This window comes from Pseudomonas sp. GYB4201 (assembly GCF_056312595.1).
The window spans coordinates 117,762-141,025 of sequence record NZ_JBWGIG010000012.1 but is presented as its reverse complement, the minus strand read 5'-3'; the positions used below and the strand labels follow the sequence as shown (position 1 = coordinate 141,025).

Genomic DNA, 23,264 nt, shown 5'->3' with positions numbered 1-23,264 from the left:
TCAGTTTGACAGGTGGGGTTGGGGGAAGAAGCGCCGCAGCATGCCGCTGCGGCCGAACAGCACCGACACGCCGTAGAAGGCGCTGGCGGTGAGCACGATGGCGGGGCCGGAGGCCACGCCCAGGTGATAAGAGACGATCAGTCCAATCAACCCGGACAGCGTCGCGATCAGGGTCGAGATCAGCATCAGCGCGGTCAGCGAAGTGGCCCAGAAACGCGCGGCGGTGGCCGGCAGCATCATCATGCCCACCGCCATCAGCGTGCCCAGGGCCTGGAAACCGGACACCAGGTTAAGCACCACCAGCAGCAAAAACAGCACGTGGTACAGCGAGCCGCGGCCGCCCACGGCGCGCAGGAAACCGGGGTCGAAGCACTCCAGCACCAGGGGCCGGAAGATCAGCGCCAGCAGCATCAGGGTGAACGAGGCGATGCCGGCGACCATGTAGATGGCCTGGTCGTCGATGGCCAGGATGGTGCCGAACAGCACGTGCAGCAGGTCGATGTTGGAGCCGTGCAGCGAGACAATCATCACCCCGGCCGCCAGCGAGGTCAGGTAGAAGCTGGCGAAGCTGGCGTCTTCCTTCAGCGTGGTCAGGCGGCTGACCAGCCCGGCCAACAGCGCCACGGTGAGCCCGGCGATCAGCCCACCCAGGCCCATGGCCGGCAGCGACAGGCCGGCCACCAGGAAGCCCAGCGCCGCCCCCGGCAGCACCGCGTGGCTCATGGCGTCGCCCACCAGGCTCATGCGCCGCAGCATCAGCAGCACGCCCACCGGCCCCGAGCCGATGCCCAGCGCCAGGCACGCCACCAGCGCGCGGCGCATGAAACCGAACTCCACGAACGGCTGTAGCAGGTTGCTGTAGAGCATCATGGCCGCGCTCCCGTGTCGGCCTGGCACAGCGCGGCGTCGGCGCTCCAGAACTCGGCCATGTTGCGCGCCTGGCGCAGGTTGGCGCTGCACAGCACCTCACCCGTGGCGCCCCAGCCGATGCGCTCGCGGGCCAGCAGCAGGGTCTGCGGGAAATGCTCGCGCACCTGTTCCAGGTCGTGCAGCACGGCAATCACCGTGCGGCCCTGGCCGTGCCAGGTGCGCACCAGCTGCAGCAGGTCGTGGGTGGTGCGCGCGTCGATGGCGGTAAAGGGTTCGTCCAGCACGATCAGCTGGGCGTCCTGCACCAGCAGGCGGGCGAACAGCACCCGCTGCAGTTGCCCGGAGGATAGTGAGCCGATGGCACGCGCCTCGAAACCTTCCAGCCCTACCGCCACCAGCGCCTCGCGGGCACGCCGGGCCAGGCCGCCGGTGAGCGCGCGCCAGGCGCCGATCTGGCCCCAGGCGCCCATGGCCACGGTGTCGGCAACACTGATGGGGAAGCTGCGATCGATCTCCGCCGCCTGCGGCAGGTAACCGATGGCGCGGGCGCTGAGGCCGCCCAGGCGCACCTGGCCCTGGGCCGGTTGCAGCACGCCGACGATGGCCTTGATCAGCGTCGACTTGCCGGCGCCGTTGGGGCCGACCACGGCGGTGAGGCTGCCGGCGTCGAAGCGGCCGCTGACGTGGTGCACGGCGGCGCGGCGTTCGTAGGTGACGGTCAGGTCTTCGAGGATGACGGCGGCGCTCATGGAATGGCCACCGCCCAGGCGACAGCGGCCCATAGCAGGGCCAGGGGCAGCAACGACAGCGCCAGGCGCTGGAGCGCCGAGCGGGTCAGGGTGGAAAGTGGGTGGGGGATCACGGGGGTTACTCGACAAGATTTGTTACACTATAACATTGCAATATTGAGATCTGTCCAGTGCCGTTTGATGAAATCGTGGGGGGATGGGACGCGGCCTTCGGCCGCTGCTACGGGGGCGGCGACGCCCAGGCCACGGCATCGTGGGGGTGCAGGCTTTCGCGGTGGGAGACGAACACCTGCACCTGGTCATGGTTGGCCTGTAGCGCCTGGGTCAGCTTGCGCGCGGCGTCCTCGACGTACATCAGGTGCTCGCCGTTAAGCTGCGCGAAGGCCTGCTCGTCGGCGCGCTTGACCGCGGTCTGCAGCGGCGTGCCCAAGGCGGCCTCGGCCTGGTCGATCAGCGCCATCAGGCCCAGTGTGCCGGCGTGCCCGGCAATGCTCACCTCGATACTGGCCACGCTGCGCTGGCTGTGGGGCGTGGCGGCGCTGGCGTTGGCGCGCAGCCAGGCCGCCACCTCCTGCGCGCCAAGGCCACCGCGCTGGCCGAACTGGTCGAGGAAACGTTGCTCCACCACCTGCCTGGCCAGCGCCGCCGAGCATGGGCAGGTCGACGAATACCCCACCTCGACCCGCGCCCGCAGCTGCAGCACGCCGGCGTGCCAATGGGCACGCAGGCGCACCGGGTAGCCCTTCCAGCCGCTGAGCCCGCTGCTGACCAGCGCCGGGCGCCGGCACAACAGGGTGAACGCCAGTTGCAGGCGCGCCTGGCGGGACTGGCAGTCGGCGTGGCTTTCCACCATCTGCGCCAGCACCCGGGCCAGGCTGGCCGGGGTCAGCGCCTGCCCTTCCAGCAGGTCGAGCAAGCGATACAGGCGCGACATGTGAATGCCCTTGGTGGCGGCGTCGGGCAGGTCGACCTGCACATCGGCCTGGGCTGCTACCGTGCCCAGGCAGCCTGGCTCGGCCACTTGCACGGGCAGCTCGATGTGCTGCATGCCGACCCAGTCCAGTGGGCCGTGGGCAGGCGGTAGGTCGGTAAGGGCGACGTCGGGAAGCGCAGCAACGAGGGGCATCGGCAAGTGTCCATGGCAATAATAATTGTTACGCTATAACATTGCAGACAGAGAAACCAGCGTAGCCGCTGCCGAAGGCTGCGCTGGCACTCATCCCCGCCGAAGATCTCCAGTGCACCCAGAGGCCAGCGCAGCCTGGCGGCAGCGGCTACGGCGGCCGGGCCGAGCCCGTCAGCGATCCCCCAGGACCTCCCGCGCCTTCAGGTTGGTGCGGGCGTTGGCCACCTGGTCGATGGTCACTGGCGCCGCGGCGTTGCCCCAGCTGTTGCGGATGTAGGTCAGCACCGCCGCCGTCTGCGCGTCCGACAGCTTCCAGCTGAAGTTGGGCATGGCCGCCGCCGTCGGGTTGGCCTGGGTGGCCGCGCCACGGCTGCCCAGCAACACCGTGCGGATCAGGCTGGAGGCGTCCGGCGCCTGGATGCCCGCCGCGCCCTTGAACGAGGTGACCATGCCGTCCACGCCCTGCCCGGTGGAAATATGGCAGGCCGCACAGTTCGCCGCGTAGATCTGCTTGCCCAGCACCATGGCCTGGTCATCGGCCTGCAGCGCGTCGGGGCGCTTGTGGTCCGAGCCGGGCAGACTCTTCAGGTACACGGCCATGGCCTTGAGGTCGGCGTCGTTGAAGTGCTGGGTCGAGTTGTACACCGCTTCGGCCATGGGCCCGGACGCCACGCTGTGAACGTTGCCGCCGGTCTTCAAATAGCCCACCAGCTCTTCCACCGACCACTGGCCCAAGCCCTGGTAAGGGTTGTTGGACAGCTCCGGCGCATACCAGCCCTGCAGCTGGAAGCCTTGCAGCGGCTGGCCGCTCTTGTCACCACCGATGAAGTTCTTCGGCGTGTGGCAGGCGGTGCAGTGGCCCAGGCCCTGCACCAGGTAGGCGCCGCGGTTCCACTCGGCGGACTGGCCGCTGTCGGCCACGTAGGTGTGGTTGCGGAAGAACAGCAGGTTCCAGCCCCACATCATCTGGCGGATGTCGAAGGGGAACGGCATGTGCGGTGCTGGCACCTTGTTGTTCACCGCCGGCACCGTGGCCAGGTACGCCTTGATGGCCAGCAGGTCCTGGTCGCTGACCAGCGCGTAGTCGTTGTAGGGCATGGCCGGGTACAGCGGTGCGCCGTGCCGGCCGACGCCGTCGCGCACCGCGTGCAGGTATTCCTGGTCGGTCCAGCCGCCGATGCCGGTGTCCTTGTCGGGGGTGATGTTGCTGGCGTAGACAATGCCAAAGCCGGTGTCCAGGGCCAGGCCGCCGGCGAACGGCTTGCCGCCGGGCGCGGTGTGGCAGGCCACGCAGTCGCCCTGTTGCGCCAGGTACAGGCCGCGCTTGACCGGGTCGACGCTGGTGGCCAGCGAGCCGGGCGTGGTGTCGGCCGAGCCGGTGAAGTCGGGCTCGGCCGGGTCGATGGCCCGCGGCCCGCGCAGGTTCCAGGCGACGAACGCCACCCCGGCAATGACCACCACAACCAGGCCACGCAGCAGCCACGTACGCGTGCGCACGCTCATGTTCTCACCAATGGGCCAGGGGCCTTGAGGTAATGGTCCTTGATGGCCTGCGCCGCCCACAGGGTCAGCGCGCCCACGGTGCCGGTGGGGTTGTAGCCACCGTTGTTGGCGAACGCCGAGGCGCCGACGACGAAGGTGTTGTGCACGTCCCAGCACTGCAGGTAACGGTTCAGGGCGCTGGTTTTCGGGTTGTCACCCATCACCGCGCCACCGGTGGTGTGCGACGACAGCTGGTCCATGGGCGAGAACGGCTTGGCCGTGGGCTCGGAGCGCACCACGGTCCTGGCGCCGATGGCGTGGCCGATCTCTACCGAGCGGTCAGCCATGAAATGCGCCGAGCGGCGGTCGTTCTCGTTCCAGTCGAAAGTCACCCGCAGCAGCGGCTGGCCATGGCGGTCCTTGTACAGCGGGTCCAGGTCCAGGAACACGTCGCGGTGCGGGTAGCTGTTGCCCATGCAGTACACCGAATTGGCGTTCTGGTAGCTCTGCTTGTAGGCGGCCTTCCAGCCCTTGCCCCAGCGCGGCGCGTCCGGCGGCAGGTTGCCTGCCAGGCCAATGGGCCGGCCGTTGGTGGAGTGCACCAGGGCCACGCCACCGCCGATGAAATCGTGCTGGCTGTGGTCGAAGTTGTCGCCGTTGAAATCGTCCACCGCCTGGGCCAGCGCACCGGCGCCGATGAAGGGGTTGAGGGTCTCGTTCTCGAAGAAAATGCCGGCGCCGGCGATGGTCTGGTAGGCGTAGTTGCGGCCCACCACGCCCTCGCCGGTCTGATGGTTGTAGGGCTTGCCGATTTTCGACAGCAGCATCAGCCGCACGTTGTCCATCTGGTAGGCGGCGATCACCACGATGTCGGCGCGCTGCTCGTGCTGCTGGCCGGCGCGGTCCACGTAGGTGACCCCGGTGGCGGTCTTGCCATCGGCCGCCAGGTTCACCCGCAACACCTCGCACTCGGTGATCACCGTGAAGTTCTCGCGGGCCACCACGGCCGGCAGGATGCACGCCTGGGGGCTGCTCTTGGACCAGTTGCCACAGCCGAAGAACTCGCAGTAGCCGCAGTAGGTGCACGGCGCCATGTGCACGCCCAGGGGGTTGACGTAGGCGCCGGAGGTGTTGCCGGCCGGCACCGCAAACGGGTGCAGGCCCATGGCCTCGGTGCCTTTGGTGAAGATATCGGCCAGGCGCGTGCGCGCCAGCGGCGGCAGGGGGTAGTCACGGCTGCGCGGGCCTTCGAAGACGTTGCCGCCCGGCTGCTTGACGCCGTTAATGTTGCCGGCCTTGCCGGAGGTGCCGGCCAGGCGCTCGAACTTGTCGTAGAAGGGTTCCAGGTCGGCGTAGGTCACGCCCCAGTCCTGCACCTGCAAGCCGTCGAGCAGCTTGCCCTTGCCGTAGCGCTCCACGGTCTGGCTGTAGCTCTGGAAGTCGTAGGGCAGGAAGCGCCAGGTCATGCCGTTCCAGTGGGTGCCGGCGCCGCCCACGTCCCAGCCGAACTGGTAGCAGTTCCAGTCACGCAGGGGCAGCGCCTGCTGCAGCGGCGTGTTGCGGAAGGTCAGGGTTTCCACCGCCTGGGGCTGCAGCATGCCGCGGCGGCTGGCGAAGCGCAGCTCGTCGGTGTCGATGCTGGTGGGGTACTGCGAACTGGTGTCGCGCCATGCGCCGCGTTCAATGGCCACCACGTTGAGGCCGGCCAGGGTCAGTTCGTTGGCCATCAACGAACCGGCCCAACCCAGCCCGACGATGACCACGTCGGCTTTGGGAAGAGAATTTGCCATCGGGCGATACTCCTTGCACAAAAGCAGAAGCAGAAGCAGACCAGTAGGGACAACCGGCAAGCGGCGTCAGGTGTCGCGCTGCACCATACTTACCGGAATGATGTCCAGCTTCTGGCCGCGTTGCTCGATGACGTCGCGAAAGTCGTACTGCGCGCCCGGGAAACCCACCAGCTTCCAGCCCACCATGTCCTTGTTGCCGCCGTAGATCGGGTCGGCGAAATAGCCTTCGCGCACGTTCTGCAGCACCAGGTTGAAGAAGCCGGCAACGGCGGCCGGGTTCATGCCGGGCAGCGGCAAGGTGCCGGCTTCGAGCAGGGTCAGCAAGGTGTCCTGGCGCTCGGGCGCCAGGTCGCTGAACGCCTTTTGCTCCTGGGCGTTGCAGTACTGCTCCAGCGCGGCCAGGGCGCTGCGGTAGCGCTCGGCGGGGGTCTGCTTGAACTGTGGCCCCTGCTGCGCAGTGCCTTCCAGGAACGGCCCCTCGCGGTATTGGGTGCCGGCGTTGCCGAACGGCCCGGCCAGTTGGCGGTCGATGAATTGCACGCAGCCGGCCTCGGTGGCGCCCATGCCCAGTTCATCCGCCGGGATCAGGCGGTCGGCGATGGCGCTCAGGGTCTTGGCTTCGGCGGCGGCGAGAAAGGTCAGCCCGCCCGCCTTGAACGGCTCGGGTGGCTGGGTGGACTCGGGGGCCCAGGGCGCTTCGCCACGAATGATGGCGGACTTGGCCGGGGGAAGCGTGCCAGCGGCGGCGAGCACGACGATGGACGTAAGTACCTCTCGACGTTGCATGAAGCGTTCTCCACTCAGGCTGTGCAGGCTCTTCTAGGGGCCTTTGAGTGAAGCAAATCAGGTATCCAAAGCTTGTCAAACCCGCTTGGATGAAGAATGACCACCGGGCAGGTTCAGGCGCGTTTCACCTGGGTGCCCTGCACCTCGTCACGGGCCAGGCGCAGTTCTTCGGCGTCCTGGTTGAGGCGGTGGATCACCCCCAGCAGGCGCTGGCGCAGCACCTCGTCGCCCAGCTGGTCGAGGGCGCGCATCACGTCCAGGGCCGCCGACTGGTTGTTGGCTGCCACGGCGTCCAGGGTCTTGCGCAGGTGTCTTGCAGGTCGGTTCACAGAGTCTGTCCTCGTTATGTCGGCGTGGACTGTAGGACAACAATGTTTCGGTTTGATTTCAGCCATTTACCGGGTCAAGTGATGTGTATCAAGCAAGCACGTATTTACCCCGGCAATGCGTGGCATGCGCACATTGAGTTGGTGGCGCCGGCGGCTGGCGGTTTACCGTGCTGGCAACCCGGTACCTGCGGGCCGGGCCACCCATAATGACAATACAAGGACTTTGCCCATGCCACATTTCCCGCGCCTGAGCTTCTCCCTTACCCAGGGCCTGAGCGCCCTGGCCCTGGCCTTTGGCGCCAGCCACCTGGTGTACGCCGCCGTCGCCGCGCCGGTGCCCGCGTTGTTCGGCGATGCCGCAATCAACCAGCAACTGAGCATGGAACAACGCCTGGAACGGGCCGAGGCGGTAACCGCCGTCAGCAACGTGATGGGCCGCTATTCGTTCCTGCATACCGCTGGTCGGCACACTGAATCGGAGTCGCTGTTCGCCCTCGACACCCCTGGCGTGCGGGTGGAAATGATGTGGGGCGTGTACGAAGGCGCCCACAGCATCCACCGCCTGTACAGCGGCATGCACGTGGACACCGAGGGCGTGAACCAGCGCAAGGGCCAGATGCACATCCACACCCTCAGCACCCCGGTGATCGAGGTGGCGGGCGACCTCAAGACCGCCAAGGCGGTGTGGGTGTCGCCGGGGGTGGAAACCGGCTTCTTCGGCAGCGACAAGGTCACCGCCAACTGGGGCTGGGCCAAGTACGGCGCCGACTTCATCAAGGAGAACGGCGAATGGAAGATCTGGCACCTGCACGTCTACGGCCTGTTCCTTTCGCCCTATGACAAGAGCTGGGTGCAGCAGCCCAACGACCACCAGATGCCGCCGCTGCCCGACGCCTTCAAGCCCGACCGCCCCGCCACTACCCACTGGATGTACAGCGCCGACAAGCCCACCGAACTGGTGCCCGCACCGCCTGCGCCGTACATGAGCTTCGACGACAAGACCGCCTACTAGCCACCCGCGGCCCGGCACCTGGCCGGGCCCACCGCCCTGCTCCCATCACAACAACAATTTGGAGTGTGCCCATGCCCCGCGTCCTTGCGCTCGCGGGCAGCGCCCTGCTGCTCGCCGTCCACAGCCACGCCTTCGCCGCCGACGCCGACATCCCCGCCGGCACCGTGCTGCAGAACATCAGCCTGCCGACCCAGGCCGCCACCACCCCCGGCAGCGCCGACCAGGGCTGGCTGGCCGAGCACGGTATCTTCCCCACCGCCAAGCTGCAGGAGTCGCTGTTCACCAGCCACAGCCTGGGCGTGCAGACCGGCGAGACCGAACTGATTTCATCGTACTCCCTGGGCCTGGAACTGGACCTGGGCAAGCTGCTGGATATACCCGGTGGCGCCCTGCACATCGAGACCGTGCGCAACTACGGGCGCAGCAACAACGCCGTGGGCGGCACCGTGGGCGCCTACCCGCTGGCGCAGATCCCGCAGAACGCGCCCAAGCGCGATGTGCCGGTGTTCACTTACGAACAGCGGCTGCTGGGCAACCGCCTGGACCTGGAGGTTGGCCGCAAGAACGTGGTGTGGTTCTTCATCGACGAGTTTTCGCTGTGGGAGAACTTCAGCCGCCTCACCCAGTACACCTGGCTGGTGCTGCCGCCGCCCTACGCCACCTGGAGCGCCCGCGCCAAATACCGCTTCGGCGAGCACGGCTACCTGCAGGCCGGCGCCTGGGAATACAACACCGGGCTGTGGGGCATGGACGGCTGGAACTGGCGCACCACCCAGGCCACCGGCGTCACCTCGCTGCTGACCCTGGGCTACGCCGACCGCCAGGGCGCGCTGCCGGCCCACGCCGAGCTGACCGGCTATTACCTCAACGCGCCGGAGGACGACCCCTACTACACCGTGGCCGGCACCTCGCAGGTGCTCGACAGCAGCCAGGCGGCGCAAAGCCACAAGGGTGCCAACGGCCTGATCGCCAGTGCCGGCAAGGTGGTGCAGCGCTTTGACGGCGAGCAGGCGCTGTACCTGTTCGCCAGCGCCGGGGCCAACAACTCCACCTGGATAAACAGCGGCGTCAGCGCCGATGCCTACACCGGTGCCTCCTGGCTCAACTCCTTCGGCCGCCACGACGACGTGCTGGGCGTGAAGGTGGAATACAACCGCCTCAGCGCCCGCAAGCAGAAGCTGCTGGAAGACGCCAACCTGGCCAGCGGCGGCAGCGGCTACAGCGGCGGGCGCGACAGCCAGCTCGTCGAGCTGTTCGCCCACCTCAACCTGGGCCGCTACCTCAGCATCGACCCGTATGTGGCCTACGGCTTCAACGCTAACACCGCCTTCGACCCCTACACCGCGCAAACCTCACATGACGGCTGGGTGTTCGGCACCGTGCTCACCGTCAACCTCGGTGCCCTGGCCGGGTTGCCCGCGCCGCGCATGGACTGAGCCTGGCGGCTGTGATTTCATCGGCGCACGCCTACAACAAGAGAGCCACCGATGAAGCGTCTGCACGCCCCCGTTCTACTGGCCGCCCTGCTGCCTGCACTGGCCTTGGCCGACACCCCGCCCTCGCGCCTGGAGCAGGTCCAACAGCGCGGCCAGTTGAACGTCTGCACCACCGGCGACTACAAGCCCTATACCTTCAAAAAGGCCGATGGCAGCTACGAAGGCATCGACATTACCCTGGCGCAAAACCTGGCCCAGAGCCTGGGCGCCACGGTGCAGTGGGTGCCCACCACCTGGAAAACCCTGATGCCCGATTTTCTCGCCGGCCAGTGCGACATCGCCGTGGGTGGCATCTCGGTGACCCTGGCGCGGCAGAAGCAGGCGTGGTTCAGCAGCACCCTGGACGTGGACGGCAAGGTGCCGCTGGTGCGTTGCGAAGACCAGGCCAAGTACCAGCGCATCGAGCAGATCAACCGCCCCCAGGTGCGGGTGATCGAACCGGCCGGTGGCACCAACGAAGCCTTCGTGCACGCGTTTTTGCCCAAGGCGCAGCTGAGCCTGCACGACAACGTGACGATCTTTGAAGAGTTGCGCCAGCACAAGGCCGACGTGATGATCACCGACGCCTCCGAGGCGCTGTACCACCAGAAACTGCAGCCGGGGCTGTGCGCGGTGAACCCGGCGCAGTACATGCAGTACGGTGAAAAAGCCTACCTGCTGCCCCAGGGCGACCTCACCTGGAAGCTATACGTGGACCAATGGCTGCACCTGGCCAAGGCGACGGGCACCTACCGCCAAGCCCAGGCCCAATGGCTCCCCACCCCCCCCGTAACCGCGGCGCCTGGGACGCGGCCTGCGGCCGCTGCTACGAACTAACGGGTGCGGCTGGAAAGCCGATCCCGTAGCAGCTGCCGAAGGCTGCGTCTGCGGTGTATCAGGTGGACCGCGGGGCCCCGGACGCGGCCTGCGGCCGCTGCTACGGGGTTATGCCCATACGCGCCACCACGGGGCTTTGTGCGGGCGGCTCACCGGCAGCACCTCGGGCATATCGCGCAGGCGAATCCACGGTTCATCCTGCCAATACAGCACCTTCACCTGCCCGCCGTGGGCGCACATGGCCGTCACCGCCGGCACCTCGCCAGGGCCCATGCGCCGCAGCGTCGGCACTACTTCCAGCGTCAGCCACTGGCGCAGCGCGCGGTTCTCCGGCATCTGGCTGTGCATGATCAAGGTCACCGCGCCGGTCTCGCTCACCAGCAGGTGCCGGCCCCACTCCCCGTCCAGCTGCACCCACGCCTCGCGGTGCTGGTCGGCGTCCAGGCTGCGGATGCGCCGTTCCACAAAATGCACGCCCATCAGCCGGCCCAGGTCGTGCAGGCACACCCAGGCCTGGTCCTCGATCATCAGCGCGCGCAAGGGCAGTTGGTGGCGGAAAAAGGTGGTGGCGACGAAGGTGGCCATGGCGGAAGCTCCTTGCGGGTGAAGGGCTGCCACGGTGGTTGGGGATTGGGGTGGCAGCTGCGTGCAGGTTAGCGAACCGGTGGGACGACCGGCAGACTCGAAAGTCTCCCACACGCAGCTGCCATAACACTTATCGCAGGCAAGGTTGCCTGAAACAAGCGGTATGGTGCTGCGGCGTTCCCATACAGGTCGCTAAACCTGATCTCCGAGGCTTCGGAGACGGTGCGCAGGGTAAGGGCGCACCGGGGGTGTGGCAACCTTCAAGATGTTAAGGTGTATTGCAAAGCGCCCATGAAAACCGCTGGTCACGTAAACCTCTGCGCCACCTCAGTGTGGAGTTTTAACAATTATTTCGTCCCTCAGGTAGCGCGCTTGCATATAGCCCACAAACGGACAGTATTTGCATGGCAATTTGAAATCAACCCATCGGCAAACACAAATAACGAACTTGATGCGCCGCCGCTACAACCGCCGGTTACTCCTACCCAGGCCTGCGCCGTTCCGATACCAGGAAGAGGACGTTGATAATAATGATACAACGCCCTCAAATCGTTATTATTCACAGGACTCCCCCCTTGATCAGCCATCCACGCCAGTGCACCCGGCTGATCGGAGAGGCTTGGCCGAACCAGAAACACCCAGACATTGCTCACTACAACAGAATACTGTGCACTCACACCGACCCGGTCCGTCACCGTAATCAACGTAGAACCATTTTTCATCCCTACGACTTTACCTTCGACATTGACTGTCGCTACCGACGCATTACTGCTGGCGTAGGTATACGGCGGGGTGCCATTCAGGCCCAGACGCAGCCCCCAGTTACCGATGAAATCCTCTCCGGTACGCGGCCAATTCTCTTCGGACCTGACCGCCAAGCCGTTCAATACAAGCGGGGTCGTATTCACCAGGGCCTTAACCGTGTACATCCGCTGATCAAAGGTAATCGCCTGGGATTCATCATCGATTTTGGTCAGCGACGCTTTGAAGGTAAGCGTCAGTGAGCTGCCATCCTTCAAGCGCTTGATGTCCGCGACCGAAAAATTGACAGGTAAATAACCTTGCGTTATCCACCCCTGAGTTACAATGTTTCCGCCACCATTCCATTCCCTCCTCACGAAAGGAGTTCCATCGGCATAAACACCTTCAGCCAGTAGCCAAACCTGTTGCCCTGTGGCAATCAACGGCCACAGCCCTACTTGTACAGTAGCTGCAGCAGCGGCAGATACCATGAACTCCGGCCCCATTCCGCTGTTGGCTGCCTGCTGGATAATCAACTGCGTCAACGAGTTTGCAGGTACAGGCAATACTTGCAATTCCAACACCGCCGACGGCAACGCCACCCCAGCACGCATCACCGAGTACTTCACATTCGCCCGCCGCCCCAGATACGCCGCCACCTTGACCAGCGGTACGCGGAAATTCACGAACTGATCACCCGGGCTACCCGCTACAGGCGTGAAGGCACTGTCGCCATCCCAGTCCAGCGTCACCATATCTCCGGCCTGCCGCGCGTAGGCACAATGCACGACGACTCCATCCGGCCCTACCTGCGAAGGGGGCAGCACCGTGCCATCCAGCCCGGCAATGGTGGGCGCGGCCAGCAATACCGGTAGTCCCGTCACCTTGATGGTACGGTACTGCGACCCCTGCCCTCGCACCCCGTAGGATACGTACGCCCGGCCGCCACCGATGGCCATCACGGTTGCATTGGGCACAGTGAAAGTCATGACTGCGGGTGGCTCGGCAGCCACCCGTTCGGTCTGTTCGTAAGCAATCACGTGCCCATCTTCGGTCAACCCACGCCAGGTCAGTACCACCTCATCGCCACGGACGAACGGCCCTGGGTAGGTAATGACCTGGACTGTCACATCGTTGTTTCCCAGGTCATCCAGGCGCAGTTCATCATTCAGCGCTGCCGGCACCGTCGGCGCCGGCAGCGCGTTCGGGTCCGCATGCACGAACACCGGGGTAATCACCGACCACGGCAGCCCACGATCATCCTCCGCCACATTGTTCACCTGGTCGTACACCCGGTAATAAATCGGCAAGTCGGTACCATCGCCGCCCAGTGCGATGACGGCGGCGGTGATATCGATGTCGATAGTGCCGTCCACCTCGGTCGGCTGCACGGTGCGCAGCGGCAGCGCGTGGCCGTTCCAGCGCAGGTCGATGACGTCGTAGCTGGCCATGTTTTCATAAGGCCTGACGGTCACCTTGAAACCCGCCTGGGCGTCGGCCTGGCTGACGCCATCGGCGGCGATGTGCGGCGGCAGCACCGGGGCGAAGAGGTTCTGGTGCTGGGGTTCAGGACTATGGTCTATGCCACCGGGGCGGGTCAACTTGATGCGATAGCGATGGGGCTCAGAGTCCTCCGCTCCACCCGAGACACGCACTACCCTGTAATGGATGGCCACGATCTGGTCGGTACCCGGAATGAATGCGCCGTAGGGAATCCACACATCGAGCGGTTGATCGCGCTGGATCACGGTGCCGGTAGCCACCGGGACATTGTCGAAAAACACCGTGACCTGGTCATTGACGTCCATGCTGGTGTAGGGGTTGACCACCACACGCACGCCAACGATCGAGTTCACCAAGCCCAGGCCGATCCCGTTCAGGTCGGCGCTGATGACCAGCGACCCGGGAATCAGCAGGTCGGGGAGCACGCGCGGGCTGTTGGCCGCGGGGCGTAGCAGGGTGCCGACCGAGGTAGGAATGCCCGGCACGATGGGGTGGATCAGGGGCAGGTTTTTCTGTTGCAGCAGGTTGAGGGACATGGGCTGTGGCTCCGCGATGAGTGGAGCCATGATTGGGCGCTTCCGCCGGCGAGCCCACAACTGTAAGAACTGACAGGTGCAGCTGAAAAGCCGATCCCGTAGCAGCTGCCGCAGGCTGCGTCAGCGGTGTATCAGGTGGAACGCGGGGGCCCGGACGCGGCCTGCGGCCGCTGCTACGAACTAGCGGGGGCGGCTGGAAAGCCGATCCCGTAGCAGCTGCCGAAGGCTGCGTCAGCGGTCTAACAGGTGGAACGCGGGGCTCCGGACGCGGCCTGCGGCCGCTGCTACGAACTAGCGGGGGCGGCTGGAAAGCCGATCCCGTAGCAGCTGCCGCAGGCTGCGTCAGCGGTGTAACAGGTGGAACGCGGGGCCCCGGACGCGGCCTGCGGCCGCTGCTACGAACTAACGGGTGCGGCTGGGAAACCGTTCCCGTAGCAGCTGCCGAAGGCTGCGTCAGCGTTGTATCAGGTGGAACGCGAGGCGCGCGGCCTCAATCAATCAACTCCGCATGCTGCGCCTGGCGCTGCATCGACTCCAGGTTCTTTTCGATGGTCTCGCAGATGGCGTCCATCTTGATCTGGTGCTCGCTGGGCTTGAACGGGCTTTGCAGGTCGGTGCCGATGCGCTCGATGGCCAGCAGCATGAAGCCCACCACGGTCGAGGCCAGCGGCGTGTACCACTCCAACGACTCCACCAGGCCCACCGGCACGATCAGGCAGAACACCGAGATGAATAGCCGCGGGAAGTACACGTAGGGGAACGGCAGCGGCGTGTTGCCAATGCGCTCCAGGCCGCCCTGGCTGTTGGACAGGTCCACCAGGGTCGACTCCAGCCGCGCCAGGCGGATGCTGTCCAGGCGCCCGGCCTTGTACTCGCGGGCCAGCAGGTTGGCCGAGCCGTTGAGGATGTCGTTGGCGAAGTTGTTGGAGCTGGCGCTGCGCTCGAACTCGTCGGCGCGCACGAAGGCCTTCAGCTCCGGTGGGCACTGGCTGCCCTTGAGCGCAGCGGCCAGGCTGTTGACGTAGGCCACGTGGCGGCGCAGCAGCGTGGCTTTCACCGGGTTGGCGTCGCCGTTCTCGTCGTCGATCAGGGTCAGCACCTGCCGGGCGAAGCTGCGCGAGCTGTTCACCAGCCCGCCCCACAGGGTGCGCGCCTCCCACCAGCGGTTGTAGGCGCTACTGTTGCGAAAACTGATCAGCACCACCAGCGCCGAACCCAGCAGGGTCAGGGGCATCAGCGGCAGGGTGACCTTGCTGTTGAGGTAGAGCATGAAGTCCACGGTCACCAGGATGTCCCAGATCAGCAGCCAGAACAGCGCCCAGCCCACGTAGCCCAGGGTCTTGATGATCAGGCGGTACTTCTTGATGATGGCGTCTTTCAAAAGCGTTAACCTCCCAGAGTCCACACCTTCGGACGCCCATTCCCGGCGAAGGTTCGCCGCAAGGTCCCGCCCCATGCGCATCGTCACCCCTGAACAATGGTTCGAAGTACAGCCGCTGGCCGACGGCGTGAAGCTGATTCACGAGCCGTTCATCAAGCCGTTCTACCGCTGCAACCTGTGGCACATCAGCGGCCGCGACCGTGACGTGCTGGTGGACACCGGCTCAGGGCTGGTCAGCCTGCGCCAGCAGTTGCCCTGGCTGACCGAGCGGCCGCTACTGGCGGTGGCCAGCCACAGCCACTTCGACCACATCGCCGGCCACCACGAGTTCAGCGACCGCCTGGCGCACCCGGCCGAAGCCGCTATCATGGCCGACCCGCGCAACGACCTGACCCTGGCCGACCTGTGCATCGGCGACCCAATGTTCGACGCCCACCCCGGCTGCCCGCTGTGCTACGAGGAATACCGGGTGAAGGCAGCGCCGGTCACCCGCCTGATCGACGAAGGCGACGTGCTGGACCTTGGCGACCGGGTGCTGGAAGTGCTGCACACCCCCGGCCATTCGCCGGGCGGCATCTGCCTGTGGGAAGCGGCCAGCGGCACGCTGTTCTCCGGCGACATCGTCTACGACGGCCCGCTGATCGAGGACGCCTACCACTCCAACCTCGAGCAGTACCGCGCCAGCCTCGAGCGGCTGCAAAACCTGCCGGTGCGTACCGTGCACGGCGGCCACTTCCCGAGTTTTTCCGGGGAGCGCCTGCGCAGCCTGGTTCGCGACTGGCTGGCCGCTCACCCCTGAGCGCGGGCCAGGGCCAGGTACGCCTGCACCGCACCGCTGGTTTCATCCGGGCGGCTGAGCATGCTCAGTTCGGTGTGCATGCCGGCGATGGCCAGCGGCTTGTACACCAGCTGCGCCAGGGCCACCTGCACCAGCGGTTCGGGCACCAGCGCCAGGCCCAGGCCCGCGGCGGCCAGGGCCAATACGGTGAGGCTGTTGCCGGCGCGGTGGGCCACCTTGAGGCTGCCGCCCAGGGCCTCGCGCAGGCTGGCTTCCAGACTGCGGTCGTGGGGGTCGGCGGCGTACAGAATCATCGGTTCATCGTGCAGCATCGCTGCGGTCAACAGAGGCTCGCCGGCCAACCGGTGGCTGCGCTCCATGGCCATCAGCAAGGGCCAGCGGCCTACCGCGTCCAGGCGCAGCGGCACGGCCTCGCCCACCACCTGCGCCGGGGTGTAGCCGATGTCCAGCTGGCCGGCCAGCAGCGCCTCGCCCTGGCGTGACGGCGCCACCTCTTCCACCACCAACTCGGCGTCCGGGTAGGCGGCGTGGAAGGCGCGCAGGTCGCTCATCAGCTTGCCGCTGAACACCGCGTTGCCGGCAAAGCCCACCCGCACCCGTCCGGTCTCGCCGCGTAGCGAGCGTTGCACGGTCAACCGCGCATGCTCGGCCTGCTCCAGGGTGCGCCGGGCCTGCTCGCGAAAGGCCTCGCCGGCCTCGGTCAGGCGCACCTGGCGGCTGGTGCGCACGAACAGCGGGCCGCCCAGTTCCTCCTCCAGCGCGCGAATCTGCATGCTCAGCGCCGACTGCACGATATGCACGCGCTCGGCGGCACGGCCGAAATGGCCCTCTTCCGCCACGGCGAGAAAGTACCGCAAGTGCCGCAGTTCCATGGTCGCCCTCAATCAATCATTTAAAGTGATGGATCTGTCAGATCTATCTATTTGAGGTTAACCGCAAACCGGCAGAAGCTGAAGCCCTCACCCACTGAACCGGAACACACCATGAGCCACACCCTGGAAGACCGCCAACAGATCACCGACCTGATTACCGGCTGGATGCACCGCGACCTCGGCAACTGGGACGAGTTGCGCAACCTGTTCCACCCCGACGGCACCGTCGCCGTGACCTGGTTCGAGGGCCTGGCCAGCGACTTCATCGACGGCTCCATCCGCATGGGCGCCTCGACCCTGCGCAACAAGCACTTCATCGCCACGCCCATGGTGACTTTCCACGGCGACAAGGCCATCGCCGAGACCAACTCGATGATCATCGGCGAAGACACCCGCCTGAACCTGGGCTGCAACACCCACGCACGCTTCTACGACCTGGTGGAAAAACGCGACGGCCAGTGGAAGCTGTTCAAGCGCCAGGCCGTCTATGACATGGGCTACTTCACCTTCCCCCTGGGCCCGGTCGAGATCGACAGCGCCGTGGTGGCCAAGTACCCGCGTGAATACGCCAGCCTGGCGTACCTGCTGGAGAAGGCCGGCTTCCCGTTGGGCCGGGTGTTCGCCACCCGTGGCAGTGAGTTGGAACAACAGATGCGCGAACACGCCAAGGCCTGGCTGCACGCGTAAGGCGACGGCGGGCGCAAGCCCGCCGTATCAGAAGGCCAGCTTGTAGCCGATGGACAGCAGCATGAACGCCAGGCACGGGCGCAGCACCGCATCGGGAATGCGCCCGGTGAGCTGGCTGCCCAGGTAGATGCCGGGCAGCGAGCCCATCAGCAGGAAGCCCAGCAGTTCCCAGTTCATGTTGCCCATGCTGGCGTGGCCCAGGCCCGCCACCAGGGTCAGCGGCACGGCGTGGGCAATCTCGGTGCCTACAAGGCGCCGGGTGGGCAGCAGCGGGTAAAGAATGAACAGCGCCACGGTGCCCAGGGCGCCGGCGCCGATGGAAGTCAGGGCCACCATGGTGCCCAGCACCAGGCCGGTGATCACCGTCAGCACATTCAGGCGCGTGCCGCTGAACAGCGACTTGTCACCGCCACGGCGGTGGGCGAACGCCAGCAGCTTGTGCTTGAACAGCACCGCCGCCGAGGTCAGCAGCAGCACATAGCCCAACGCCTGGGTGATCAGGCCATTGAGGGCCTTGGGGTTGGTGTCGAAGCTCTTCAGGAACCACAGCGTCAGCGCCACCGCCGGCACGCTGCCCAGGGTCAACCAGCCGGTCACGCCCCAGTCGATGTTCTTGTTCTTGCGGTGCACCAGCACGCCACCGGACTTGGTGATGGCCGCGTACAGCAGGTCAGTGCCCACGGCCGTCGCCGGGTTGATACCGAACCACAACAGGATCGGGGTCATCAGCGAACCGCCGCCGACACCGGTCATCCCTACTACAAAGCCGACGATAAGGCCTGCAACCACAAAACCGAAATTACCGACATCCATTGCTGAGCCTTAAACACGCGCAAAAACTGGCGGGCAGGATAGCCGCTTCCGTTATTAACGTTTAGATCGTTATTGACTATGGTTATAACCAAGCTGCGCGCCAAGCGCAGGCTGTCAGCGCATCGGCTCCCACGGATTGATGAGCTCGATGGGCAGATGCTGAAAATCCTTTGTGTTGCGAGTGGCCAGGGTCTGCAGCCGGACCTTGCGCTGCCCGCTTGGCAGGCCGGCAAGCCCGAAGAGCACTTCTGCCACGGTAATGGAGGTGGTGGTCAGGTCACCGGCGTCCTGGTTGTCCAGCCATTCGAGGACATTGGCAGCCGGCGCCGGCCGCATGAGCTCAGAAAGCACGTTGGTGTCGAGGACAATCACCGGAAAAGATCCTCGCCCCGAGGCGCCTCCGAGCGATCCGGCAGTTCAAGCTCGATGGCGTCCTCGGCGAAGCGCGCGTGAATGCGGCTGCCAAACCCGCTTTTCGCGGGGGGTTTCACCAGCGCGCGACGGAGAAGGACCCGAGCTTCCTCCTCCATTGAACGATTATTGTTGGCGGCTTCGATGCGCAGCAACGCCTTCAGGCTGTCTTCGATGTTTCTGATGGTAATACTGGCCATGAGCGCCTCCGTATTGCAATCAATGATCTCATTGCAGTCATAGCAGAAGTCGGTGGCAGCAAACTGTCTTGAACCAGCGTCGTCTGCATCGCGACTAAAGTCGGCTCCTACGCCGTCCGTGGTAGGAGCCGGCCTTGGCCGCGATGCAGACGGCGCGATCGACGACGGTACACGCGCCCCCCGTAGTAGCGGCCTCCAGGCCGCGTCATGGACCCTGCGGTGTGCCTGGTTCAACGCATGAAGCAGACGCAGCCTGGCGGCAGCTGCTACGGGTCAGTTGTTGCGCAGCGCCTTGTGGTTTTGCACCACTTCGTCGATGACCACGCGGAACACCCGTTGCACCACGTCGTCGCTGACGCCGTGCTGCGCCGCCAGCGCTGCGTAGCGCTGGGCCTGGCGGGCTTCGCGGGCCGGGTCCACGGCGTCGAGTTGTTGGCTGGCCTTGAGCTCGCCGACCTTTTGCGTGGCCACGAAGCGCTGGCCCAGCAGGCGGATCACCGCCTCGTCCAACGCGTCGATTTCCGCGCGAAGGGTGTTCAATTCATTGTCTTGCATGGTTCGTGTCCTGTTCAGCGGCGTCCCTGCCAAGGGTTATTTCTGCGCCTTGGGCGAGGCAAACATGTCCCAGGCCAGCGCCAGGGCGCCGGCGGTTATAGCGATGTCAGCGAGGTTGAACACGCCAGTGTGGGCGGCACCGACGTTGATAATCAGGTAATCCACCACGTGGCCGTCCCGAAACACGCGGTCGATCAGGTTGCCGGCGCCGCCCAGGGCAATGGCGTAGACGGCCAGTGCCTTGCCGGTAGCGGTGGGCCAGTGCTTCAGCGCCCAATAGCCCGCCCAACCGACCACCACGGCCACGCCGATGATGAAGATCAGCTGCTTGACCAACGGCGGCAGCGCGGCGCCGACGCTGAGGAACGCACCGGGGTTGAGGCTCAACGCCAGCGCCAGGTTGACGGGGTCGTTGCCAAACTGGAAGCTCTGGGTCTGCAAGGCTGCCAGGGCCAACAGCTTGATCAGTTGATCGGCGACGATGAACGCCACCCCGATCAGCAGCACCCACGCGCGGTTCTTCATCCTGCCTTGCATGCACCACTCCCTGTAGGAAAAGCTGCCACCCGAGCGGGCCCAGCGCGGGCGCGACGATAGCGCAGGGGCGGCGGCGCGTCCATCCTGGGGCGCCGTGGCGCAATGTCGCCATGCGAGCATCGCGCAACTAGACGACCGGTCTGTTTCATGCATAATGGCTGGCATGACATTGACCAAGAAAGCCGAAGCCACCCGCCAGCACATCCTCGACACCGGCCAGCAGCTGGTGCTGCGCAAGGGATTCGTGGGCGTCGGGTTGCTGGAAATCCTCAAGGCCTGCGGGGTACCCAAGGGCTCGTTCTATCATTACTTCCCGTCCAAGGAAGCCTTCGGTTGCGCGCTGTTGCAGCAGTACGTGGCCCAGTACGGCCAGCGCTTGAACGCACTCCTGGCGGCCGACGGCAGCAGCGGCCGCGAGCGGCTGATGCGCTACTGGCAGGCGTGGCTCGCCGAGGCCGGGGAAGACGGCTGGGCTGAAGACTGCCTGGTGGTGAAACTGGCCGCCGAGGTGGCCGACCTCTCCGAAGACATGCGCCAGGTGCTGGACGCCGGCGTCGCCGCGCTGGTAGCGCGCCTGGCTGCGCTGATTCGCGAAGGCCGCGCCGACGGTTCGCTGCCGGCCGGTGCCGAGCCCCTGGCGCTGGCCCAGGTGCTGTACCAGATGTGGCTGGGCGCCGCGCTGCTGGCCAAGCTGGGCCGCGACAAGACGCCTTTGCACCAGGCCCTGGCCGCCACCGGCGCGCTGCTGGCTTGCCACCCTACCCCTTCCCCCTCGCTGCCCATCCAACAACAAGGAGCTCCACATGCACAGTGCCCTGCACCCCACCTTTGGTGAGCCCGCCGACGTTCTCTGCCTGGGCGACAGCCCGCTGCCCGAGCCAGGCCCCGGCCAGGTCCGGATCAAGACGTTGCTGGCGCCGATCCACAACCACGACCTGTGGACCATCCGCGGCCAGTACGGCTACAAGCCGACGTTGCCGGCCATTGGCGGCAGCGAAGCGGTGGGCGTGATCGACGCCCTGGGCGCAGGCGTGGAAGGCATCACCCTGGGCCAGCGCTTCGCCGTGGCCGCCGTGCATGGCACCTGGGCCGAGTATTTCCTCGCCCCCGCCAAGCTGCTGGTACCGCTGCCACCGGCGATCGCCGACGAGGCCGCGGCGCAGCTGATCGCCATGCCCCTGAGCGCGCTGATGCTGCTGGAGTTCCTTGAAGTGCAACCGGGCGATTTCATCCTGCAGAACACCGCCAACGGCGCGGTGGGCAAGACCCTGGCGATGCTGGCTGCCGCGCGCGGCGTCAACACCATCAACCTGGTGCGCCGCGACGCCGGCGTGGCCGAGCTGACCGAACTGGGCATCGGCAACGCCGTGTCCACCGCCCAGGCCGGCTGGCAGGACAAGGTCCGCGCCATTGCCGGTGACGCGCCGATTCGTGCGGCCGTGGATTCGGTGGGCGGCAGCGCCGCCGGCGACCTGCTGGGGCTGCTGGCGGAGAACGGCCTGTTGGTGTCGTTCGGCTCCATGACCGGCGAGCCCATGCAGATCTCTTCCGGCGACCTGATCTTCAAGCAGGCCACGGTCAAGGGGTTCTGGGGCAGCACCGTGGGCGCGAAGTTGTCGGTGGACGAAAAGCGCCGGCTGATCGGCGAACTGCTGCGCCTGGCGGCCAGTGGCGAGCTGAAATTGCCGGTGGAAGCGATCTACGACCTGTCCGACGTGGCCCAGGCCGCAGCCGCCAGCCTGCAGCCCGGCCGCAAGGGCAAGATCCTGCTGCGCCCCTGATACCCCGGACTACAGGATTTCCGTAGCAGCGGCCGCAGGCCGCGTCCAAGGCGCTGCGGTCTTGCAGGAAAACCGCATCAGGGCCGGACGCGGCCTGCGGCCGCTGCTACGCCCCTTGGGCCGCGGCGCGCTTGCGCAGTACCGGTATCGACAGCGCAATCAACGACGCCAGCACGCACAACATCCCGGCCACAAAGAACGCCGGGATGTAGCTGGCCATCAAGGTGCGGGTCAGCCCTGCCCCGTACGCCGCGAACGCCGCCCCCAGCTGGTGGCCGGCAAACACCCAGCCAAAGACGATGTTGGCGCGCTCGCTGCCGAAGGTCTGCGCCACCAGCTTGACCGTGGGCGGCACCGTGGCGATCCAGTCCAGGCCATACAGCACCGCAAACAGCGACAACCCCCACACAGTGAAGTCGGTGAACGGCAGCATCATCAGCGCCACCCCGCGCAACCCGTAGTACCAGAACAGCAGCCAGCGGTTGTCGAACCGGTCCGACAGCCAGCCCGAGCCCACGGTGCCGAAGAAGTCGCAGATGCCCATCATCGCCAGGATGCCCGCCGCGCTGGTGGCCACCAGGCCGTAGTCGCCGCACAGGCTGATGAAGTGGGTCTGCACCAGGCCGTTGGTGCTGGCCCCGCAGACGAAGAAGGTCAGGAACAGCACCCAGAAGGTCCAGCTGCCGCTGACGTCGCGCAGCACGCGCCAGGGGCTGATCAGCATCGCCAGCAGGCTCGCGGCGCCGGCCGGTGCGGGCGCCACCGCACTGTCGCCATACGCCGGCAGGTTCATGTCCGCCGGGCGGTCACGCAGCAGCATCACCACCGCCACGGCCGCTATCGCCATGGCGCAGCAGATGAACGACAGCCCCACCCGCCAGCCATGATGTTCGGTGAGCGACGCCAGCAACGGCATGAACACCAACTGCCCTGTAGCAGTGCTGGCCGACAGCAGCCCCACCACCAGGCCGCGGCGCTGGCTGAACCAGCGCGTGGCCACGGTGGCGCCCAGCACCATGGCGGTGAGCCCGGTGCCCACGCCGATGACCACGCCCCACAGCAGCACCAGCTGCCAGAACTGCGTCATGAACATCGACCCCAGCAGCCCGCACAACACCACGGCCACGGCCACCAGCACCACCCGGCGCAGGCCGAAGTAGTTCATGAAGGCCGCGGCGAACGGCCCCATCAGGCCAAACAGGGCGAAGCGCACGGCCAGCGCCGAGGAGATCTGCGCGCTGCTCCAGCCGAACTCGCGCTCCAGCGGCACGATGAACACGCCCGGCGCGCCCATGGCGCCAGCCATTACCAGCATGGTCAGGAAGGTCACGGCGGCCACTACCCAGCCGTAGTGGACGTTGCGCGGCGCCAGGCGGCTGGCGACAAAGGTGGAAAGCATGGTCGTTC

The 23,264-nt window shown here is 66.1% G+C and carries 24 protein-coding genes; 7 read left to right on the top strand and 17 right to left on the bottom strand.

Annotation, left to right across the window (positions count from 1 at the left end):
- The 7 genes from AC0Z2B_RS14015 to AC0Z2B_RS13985 form a co-directional block, all read right to left on the bottom strand.
- On the bottom strand, positions 1-870 hold the full coding sequence (locus AC0Z2B_RS14015; protein ID WP_476297362.1) for a metal ABC transporter permease: 870 nt from the start codon (positions 868-870) through the stop codon (positions 1-3).
- On the bottom strand, positions 867-1,619 hold the full coding sequence (locus tag AC0Z2B_RS14010; protein WP_473002650.1) for an ATP-binding cassette domain-containing protein: 753 nt from the start codon (positions 1,617-1,619) through the stop codon (positions 867-869). Before AC0Z2B_RS14010 ends, AC0Z2B_RS14015 begins: the two co-directional genes overlap by 4 nt.
- Before the next feature lie 220 nt (positions 1,620-1,839).
- Positions 1,840-2,745, bottom strand: coding sequence for a GTP cyclohydrolase FolE2 (folE2, locus tag AC0Z2B_RS14005; RefSeq protein WP_476297360.1), 906 nt, complete (start codon positions 2,743-2,745; stop codon positions 1,840-1,842).
- Between the two features lie 171 nt (positions 2,746-2,916).
- Entirely contained in the window at positions 2,917-4,248 is a 1,332-nt protein-coding gene (locus tag AC0Z2B_RS14000; RefSeq protein WP_476297358.1) for a c-type cytochrome, read from the bottom strand.
- Positions 4,245-6,017, bottom strand: coding sequence for a GMC family oxidoreductase (locus AC0Z2B_RS13995; protein WP_476297356.1), 1,773 nt, complete (start codon positions 6,015-6,017; stop codon positions 4,245-4,247). The genes AC0Z2B_RS14000 and AC0Z2B_RS13995 overlap by 4 nt, the downstream gene beginning before the upstream one ends.
- 66 nt (positions 6,018-6,083) lie before the next feature.
- Entirely contained in the window at positions 6,084-6,803 is a 720-nt protein-coding gene (locus AC0Z2B_RS13990) for a gluconate 2-dehydrogenase subunit 3 family protein (RefSeq protein ID WP_476297354.1), read from the bottom strand.
- A gap of 113 nt (positions 6,804-6,916) precedes the next feature.
- The gene (locus AC0Z2B_RS13985) at positions 6,917-7,132 is read right to left on the bottom strand and encodes a hypothetical protein (RefSeq protein WP_416424798.1); all 216 of its coding nucleotides are present in this window, start codon (positions 7,130-7,132) and stop codon (positions 6,917-6,919) included.
- Between the two features lie 229 nt (positions 7,133-7,361).
- On the opposite strand from AC0Z2B_RS13985, the gene AC0Z2B_RS13980 reads away from it, so the two are divergent.
- The 3 genes from AC0Z2B_RS13980 to AC0Z2B_RS13970 all read left to right on the top strand — a co-directional run bounded on the left by AC0Z2B_RS13980 (position 7,362) and on the right by AC0Z2B_RS13970 (position 10,456).
- Positions 7,362-8,144: a nuclear transport factor 2 family protein gene (locus AC0Z2B_RS13980; RefSeq protein WP_473002654.1), complete on the top strand. Its 783-nt coding sequence runs from the start codon at positions 7,362-7,364 to the stop codon at positions 8,142-8,144.
- Between the two features lie 71 nt (positions 8,145-8,215).
- On the top strand, positions 8,216-9,580 hold the full coding sequence (locus tag AC0Z2B_RS13975) for a carbohydrate porin (protein WP_476297352.1): 1,365 nt from the start codon (positions 8,216-8,218) through the stop codon (positions 9,578-9,580).
- A 51-nt stretch (positions 9,581-9,631) separates the two neighbouring features.
- Positions 9,632-10,456 (top strand): transporter substrate-binding domain-containing protein, encoded by an 825-nt coding sequence (locus tag AC0Z2B_RS13970; RefSeq protein ID WP_476297351.1) that lies wholly within the window; start codon positions 9,632-9,634, stop codon positions 10,454-10,456.
- 108 nt (positions 10,457-10,564) lie between these two features.
- On the opposite strand, the gene AC0Z2B_RS13965 is transcribed toward AC0Z2B_RS13970, so the two are convergent.
- The 3 genes from AC0Z2B_RS13965 to AC0Z2B_RS13955 all read right to left on the bottom strand — a co-directional run bounded on the left by AC0Z2B_RS13965 (position 10,565) and on the right by AC0Z2B_RS13955 (position 15,202).
- Positions 10,565-11,041 (bottom strand): BRO-N domain-containing protein, encoded by a 477-nt coding sequence (locus AC0Z2B_RS13965; RefSeq protein WP_476297349.1) that lies wholly within the window; start codon positions 11,039-11,041, stop codon positions 10,565-10,567.
- Between the two features lie 359 nt (positions 11,042-11,400).
- Positions 11,401-13,821 carry an Ig-like domain-containing protein gene (locus AC0Z2B_RS13960; protein WP_476297347.1) on the bottom strand — a complete coding sequence of 807 codons (2,421 nt, stop codon included), beginning with the start codon at positions 13,819-13,821 and terminating at the stop codon, positions 11,401-11,403.
- Positions 13,822-14,311: 490 nt separating this feature from the next.
- Positions 14,312-15,202, bottom strand: a complete 891-nt coding sequence (locus tag AC0Z2B_RS13955; protein ID WP_476297345.1) for a bestrophin family protein — start codon at positions 15,200-15,202, stop codon at positions 14,312-14,314.
- Positions 15,203-15,275: 73 nt separating this feature from the next.
- Here AC0Z2B_RS13955 and AC0Z2B_RS13950 point away from each other — a divergent pair, with 73 nt between their 5' ends.
- The gene (locus AC0Z2B_RS13950; RefSeq protein WP_476297343.1) at positions 15,276-16,001 is read left to right on the top strand and encodes an MBL fold metallo-hydrolase; all 726 of its coding nucleotides are present in this window, start codon (positions 15,276-15,278) and stop codon (positions 15,999-16,001) included.
- Here the strand turns inward: AC0Z2B_RS13950 and AC0Z2B_RS13945 are convergent.
- Entirely contained in the window at positions 15,992-16,873 is an 882-nt protein-coding gene (locus AC0Z2B_RS13945; RefSeq protein ID WP_416424804.1) for a LysR substrate-binding domain-containing protein, read from the bottom strand. The two genes, AC0Z2B_RS13950 and AC0Z2B_RS13945, sit on opposite strands and share 10 nt — an antisense overlap.
- A 111-nt stretch (positions 16,874-16,984) precedes the next feature.
- Here AC0Z2B_RS13945 and AC0Z2B_RS13940 point away from each other — a divergent pair, with 111 nt between their 5' ends.
- A complete protein-coding gene (locus AC0Z2B_RS13940) occupies positions 16,985-17,560 on the top strand; it encodes a nuclear transport factor 2 family protein (protein WP_416424805.1) in 576 nt (191 codons plus the stop codon).
- 27 nt (positions 17,561-17,587) lie between these two features.
- Here AC0Z2B_RS13940 and AC0Z2B_RS13935 read toward each other — a convergent pair whose 3' ends face one another.
- From AC0Z2B_RS13935 to AC0Z2B_RS13915, 5 genes are all read right to left on the bottom strand, one after another.
- Positions 17,588-18,373 carry a sulfite exporter TauE/SafE family protein gene (locus AC0Z2B_RS13935; protein ID WP_416424806.1) on the bottom strand — a complete coding sequence of 262 codons (786 nt, stop codon included), beginning with the start codon at positions 18,371-18,373 and terminating at the stop codon, positions 17,588-17,590.
- A gap of 114 nt (positions 18,374-18,487) precedes the next feature.
- On the bottom strand, positions 18,488-18,745 hold the full coding sequence (locus tag AC0Z2B_RS13930) for a PIN domain-containing protein (protein WP_476297340.1): 258 nt from the start codon (positions 18,743-18,745) through the stop codon (positions 18,488-18,490).
- Entirely contained in the window at positions 18,742-18,984 is a 243-nt protein-coding gene (locus tag AC0Z2B_RS13925) for a FitA-like ribbon-helix-helix domain-containing protein (RefSeq protein WP_416424808.1), read from the bottom strand. Before AC0Z2B_RS13925 ends, AC0Z2B_RS13930 begins: the two co-directional genes overlap by 4 nt.
- 273 nt (positions 18,985-19,257) lie before the next feature.
- Complete coding sequence (locus AC0Z2B_RS13920; RefSeq protein WP_476297338.1) at positions 19,258-19,539, bottom strand: chorismate mutase; 282 nt, start codon at positions 19,537-19,539, stop codon at positions 19,258-19,260.
- 36 nt (positions 19,540-19,575) lie between these two features.
- A complete protein-coding gene (locus AC0Z2B_RS13915) occupies positions 19,576-20,076 on the bottom strand; it encodes a signal peptidase II (RefSeq protein ID WP_476297336.1) in 501 nt (166 codons plus the stop codon).
- 163 nt (positions 20,077-20,239) lie between these two features.
- Between AC0Z2B_RS13915 and AC0Z2B_RS13910 the strand changes: the two genes are divergently transcribed.
- Together AC0Z2B_RS13910 and AC0Z2B_RS13905 are read left to right on the top strand one after the other, a co-directional pair.
- Positions 20,240-20,911: a TetR/AcrR family transcriptional regulator gene (locus AC0Z2B_RS13910; protein WP_416424811.1), complete on the top strand. Its 672-nt coding sequence runs from the start codon at positions 20,240-20,242 to the stop codon at positions 20,909-20,911.
- Entirely contained in the window at positions 20,880-21,857 is a 978-nt protein-coding gene (locus AC0Z2B_RS13905) for a zinc-binding dehydrogenase (RefSeq protein ID WP_476297334.1), read from the top strand. Before AC0Z2B_RS13910 ends, AC0Z2B_RS13905 begins: the two co-directional genes overlap by 32 nt.
- Positions 21,858-21,963: 106 nt before the next feature.
- On the opposite strand, the gene AC0Z2B_RS13900 is transcribed toward AC0Z2B_RS13905, so the two are convergent.
- Positions 21,964-23,256: an MFS transporter gene (locus AC0Z2B_RS13900; RefSeq protein WP_416424813.1), complete on the bottom strand. Its 1,293-nt coding sequence runs from the start codon at positions 23,254-23,256 to the stop codon at positions 21,964-21,966.
- Positions 23,257-23,264 lie beyond the last annotated feature (8 nt).

What these genes read in the sequence shown, in the direction of transcription:
- AC0Z2B_RS14015 (WP_476297362.1), bottom strand. Translation starts at nt 870, where the DNA reads ATGATGCTCTACAGCAACCTGCTACAGCCGTTCGTGGAGTTCGGTTTC.
- AC0Z2B_RS14010 (WP_473002650.1), bottom strand. Translation starts at nt 1,619, where the DNA reads ATGAGCGCCGCCGTCATCCTCGAAGACCTGACCGTCACCTACGAACGC.
- folE2 (WP_476297360.1), bottom strand. Translation starts at nt 2,745, where the DNA reads ATGCCCCTCGTTGCTGCGCTTCCCGACGTCGCCCTTACCGACCTACCG.
- AC0Z2B_RS14000 (WP_476297358.1), bottom strand. Translation starts at nt 4,248, where the DNA reads ATGAGCGTGCGCACGCGTACGTGGCTGCTGCGTGGCCTGGTTGTGGTG.
- AC0Z2B_RS13995 (WP_476297356.1), bottom strand. Translation starts at nt 6,017, where the DNA reads ATGGCAAATTCTCTTCCCAAAGCCGACGTGGTCATCGTCGGGCTGGGT.
- AC0Z2B_RS13990 (WP_476297354.1), bottom strand. Translation starts at nt 6,803, where the DNA reads ATGCAACGTCGAGAGGTACTTACGTCCATCGTCGTGCTCGCCGCCGCT.
- AC0Z2B_RS13980 (WP_473002654.1), top strand. Translation starts at nt 7,362, where the DNA reads ATGCCACATTTCCCGCGCCTGAGCTTCTCCCTTACCCAGGGCCTGAGC.
- AC0Z2B_RS13975 (WP_476297352.1), top strand. Translation starts at nt 8,216, where the DNA reads ATGCCCCGCGTCCTTGCGCTCGCGGGCAGCGCCCTGCTGCTCGCCGTC.
- AC0Z2B_RS13970 (WP_476297351.1), top strand. Translation starts at nt 9,632, where the DNA reads ATGAAGCGTCTGCACGCCCCCGTTCTACTGGCCGCCCTGCTGCCTGCA.
- AC0Z2B_RS13965 (WP_476297349.1), bottom strand. Translation starts at nt 11,041, where the DNA reads ATGGCCACCTTCGTCGCCACCACCTTTTTCCGCCACCAACTGCCCTTG.
- AC0Z2B_RS13960 (WP_476297347.1), bottom strand. Translation starts at nt 13,821, where the DNA reads ATGTCCCTCAACCTGCTGCAACAGAAAAACCTGCCCCTGATCCACCCC.
- AC0Z2B_RS13950 (WP_476297343.1), top strand. Translation starts at nt 15,276, where the DNA reads ATGCGCATCGTCACCCCTGAACAATGGTTCGAAGTACAGCCGCTGGCC.
- AC0Z2B_RS13945 (WP_416424804.1), bottom strand. Translation starts at nt 16,873, where the DNA reads ATGGAACTGCGGCACTTGCGGTACTTTCTCGCCGTGGCGGAAGAGGGC.
- AC0Z2B_RS13940 (WP_416424805.1), top strand. Translation starts at nt 16,985, where the DNA reads ATGAGCCACACCCTGGAAGACCGCCAACAGATCACCGACCTGATTACC.
- AC0Z2B_RS13935 (WP_416424806.1), bottom strand. Translation starts at nt 18,373, where the DNA reads ATGGATGTCGGTAATTTCGGTTTTGTGGTTGCAGGCCTTATCGTCGGC.
- AC0Z2B_RS13925 (WP_416424808.1), bottom strand. Translation starts at nt 18,984, where the DNA reads ATGGCCAGTATTACCATCAGAAACATCGAAGACAGCCTGAAGGCGTTG.
- AC0Z2B_RS13920 (WP_476297338.1), bottom strand. Translation starts at nt 19,539, where the DNA reads ATGCAAGACAATGAATTGAACACCCTTCGCGCGGAAATCGACGCGTTG.
- AC0Z2B_RS13915 (WP_476297336.1), bottom strand. Translation starts at nt 20,076, where the DNA reads ATGCAAGGCAGGATGAAGAACCGCGCGTGGGTGCTGCTGATCGGGGTG.
- AC0Z2B_RS13910 (WP_416424811.1), top strand. Translation starts at nt 20,240, where the DNA reads ATGACATTGACCAAGAAAGCCGAAGCCACCCGCCAGCACATCCTCGAC.
- AC0Z2B_RS13905 (WP_476297334.1), top strand. Translation starts at nt 20,880, where the DNA reads ATGCACAGTGCCCTGCACCCCACCTTTGGTGAGCCCGCCGACGTTCTC.
- AC0Z2B_RS13900 (WP_416424813.1), bottom strand. Translation starts at nt 23,256, where the DNA reads ATGCTTTCCACCTTTGTCGCCAGCCGCCTGGCGCCGCGCAACGTCCAC.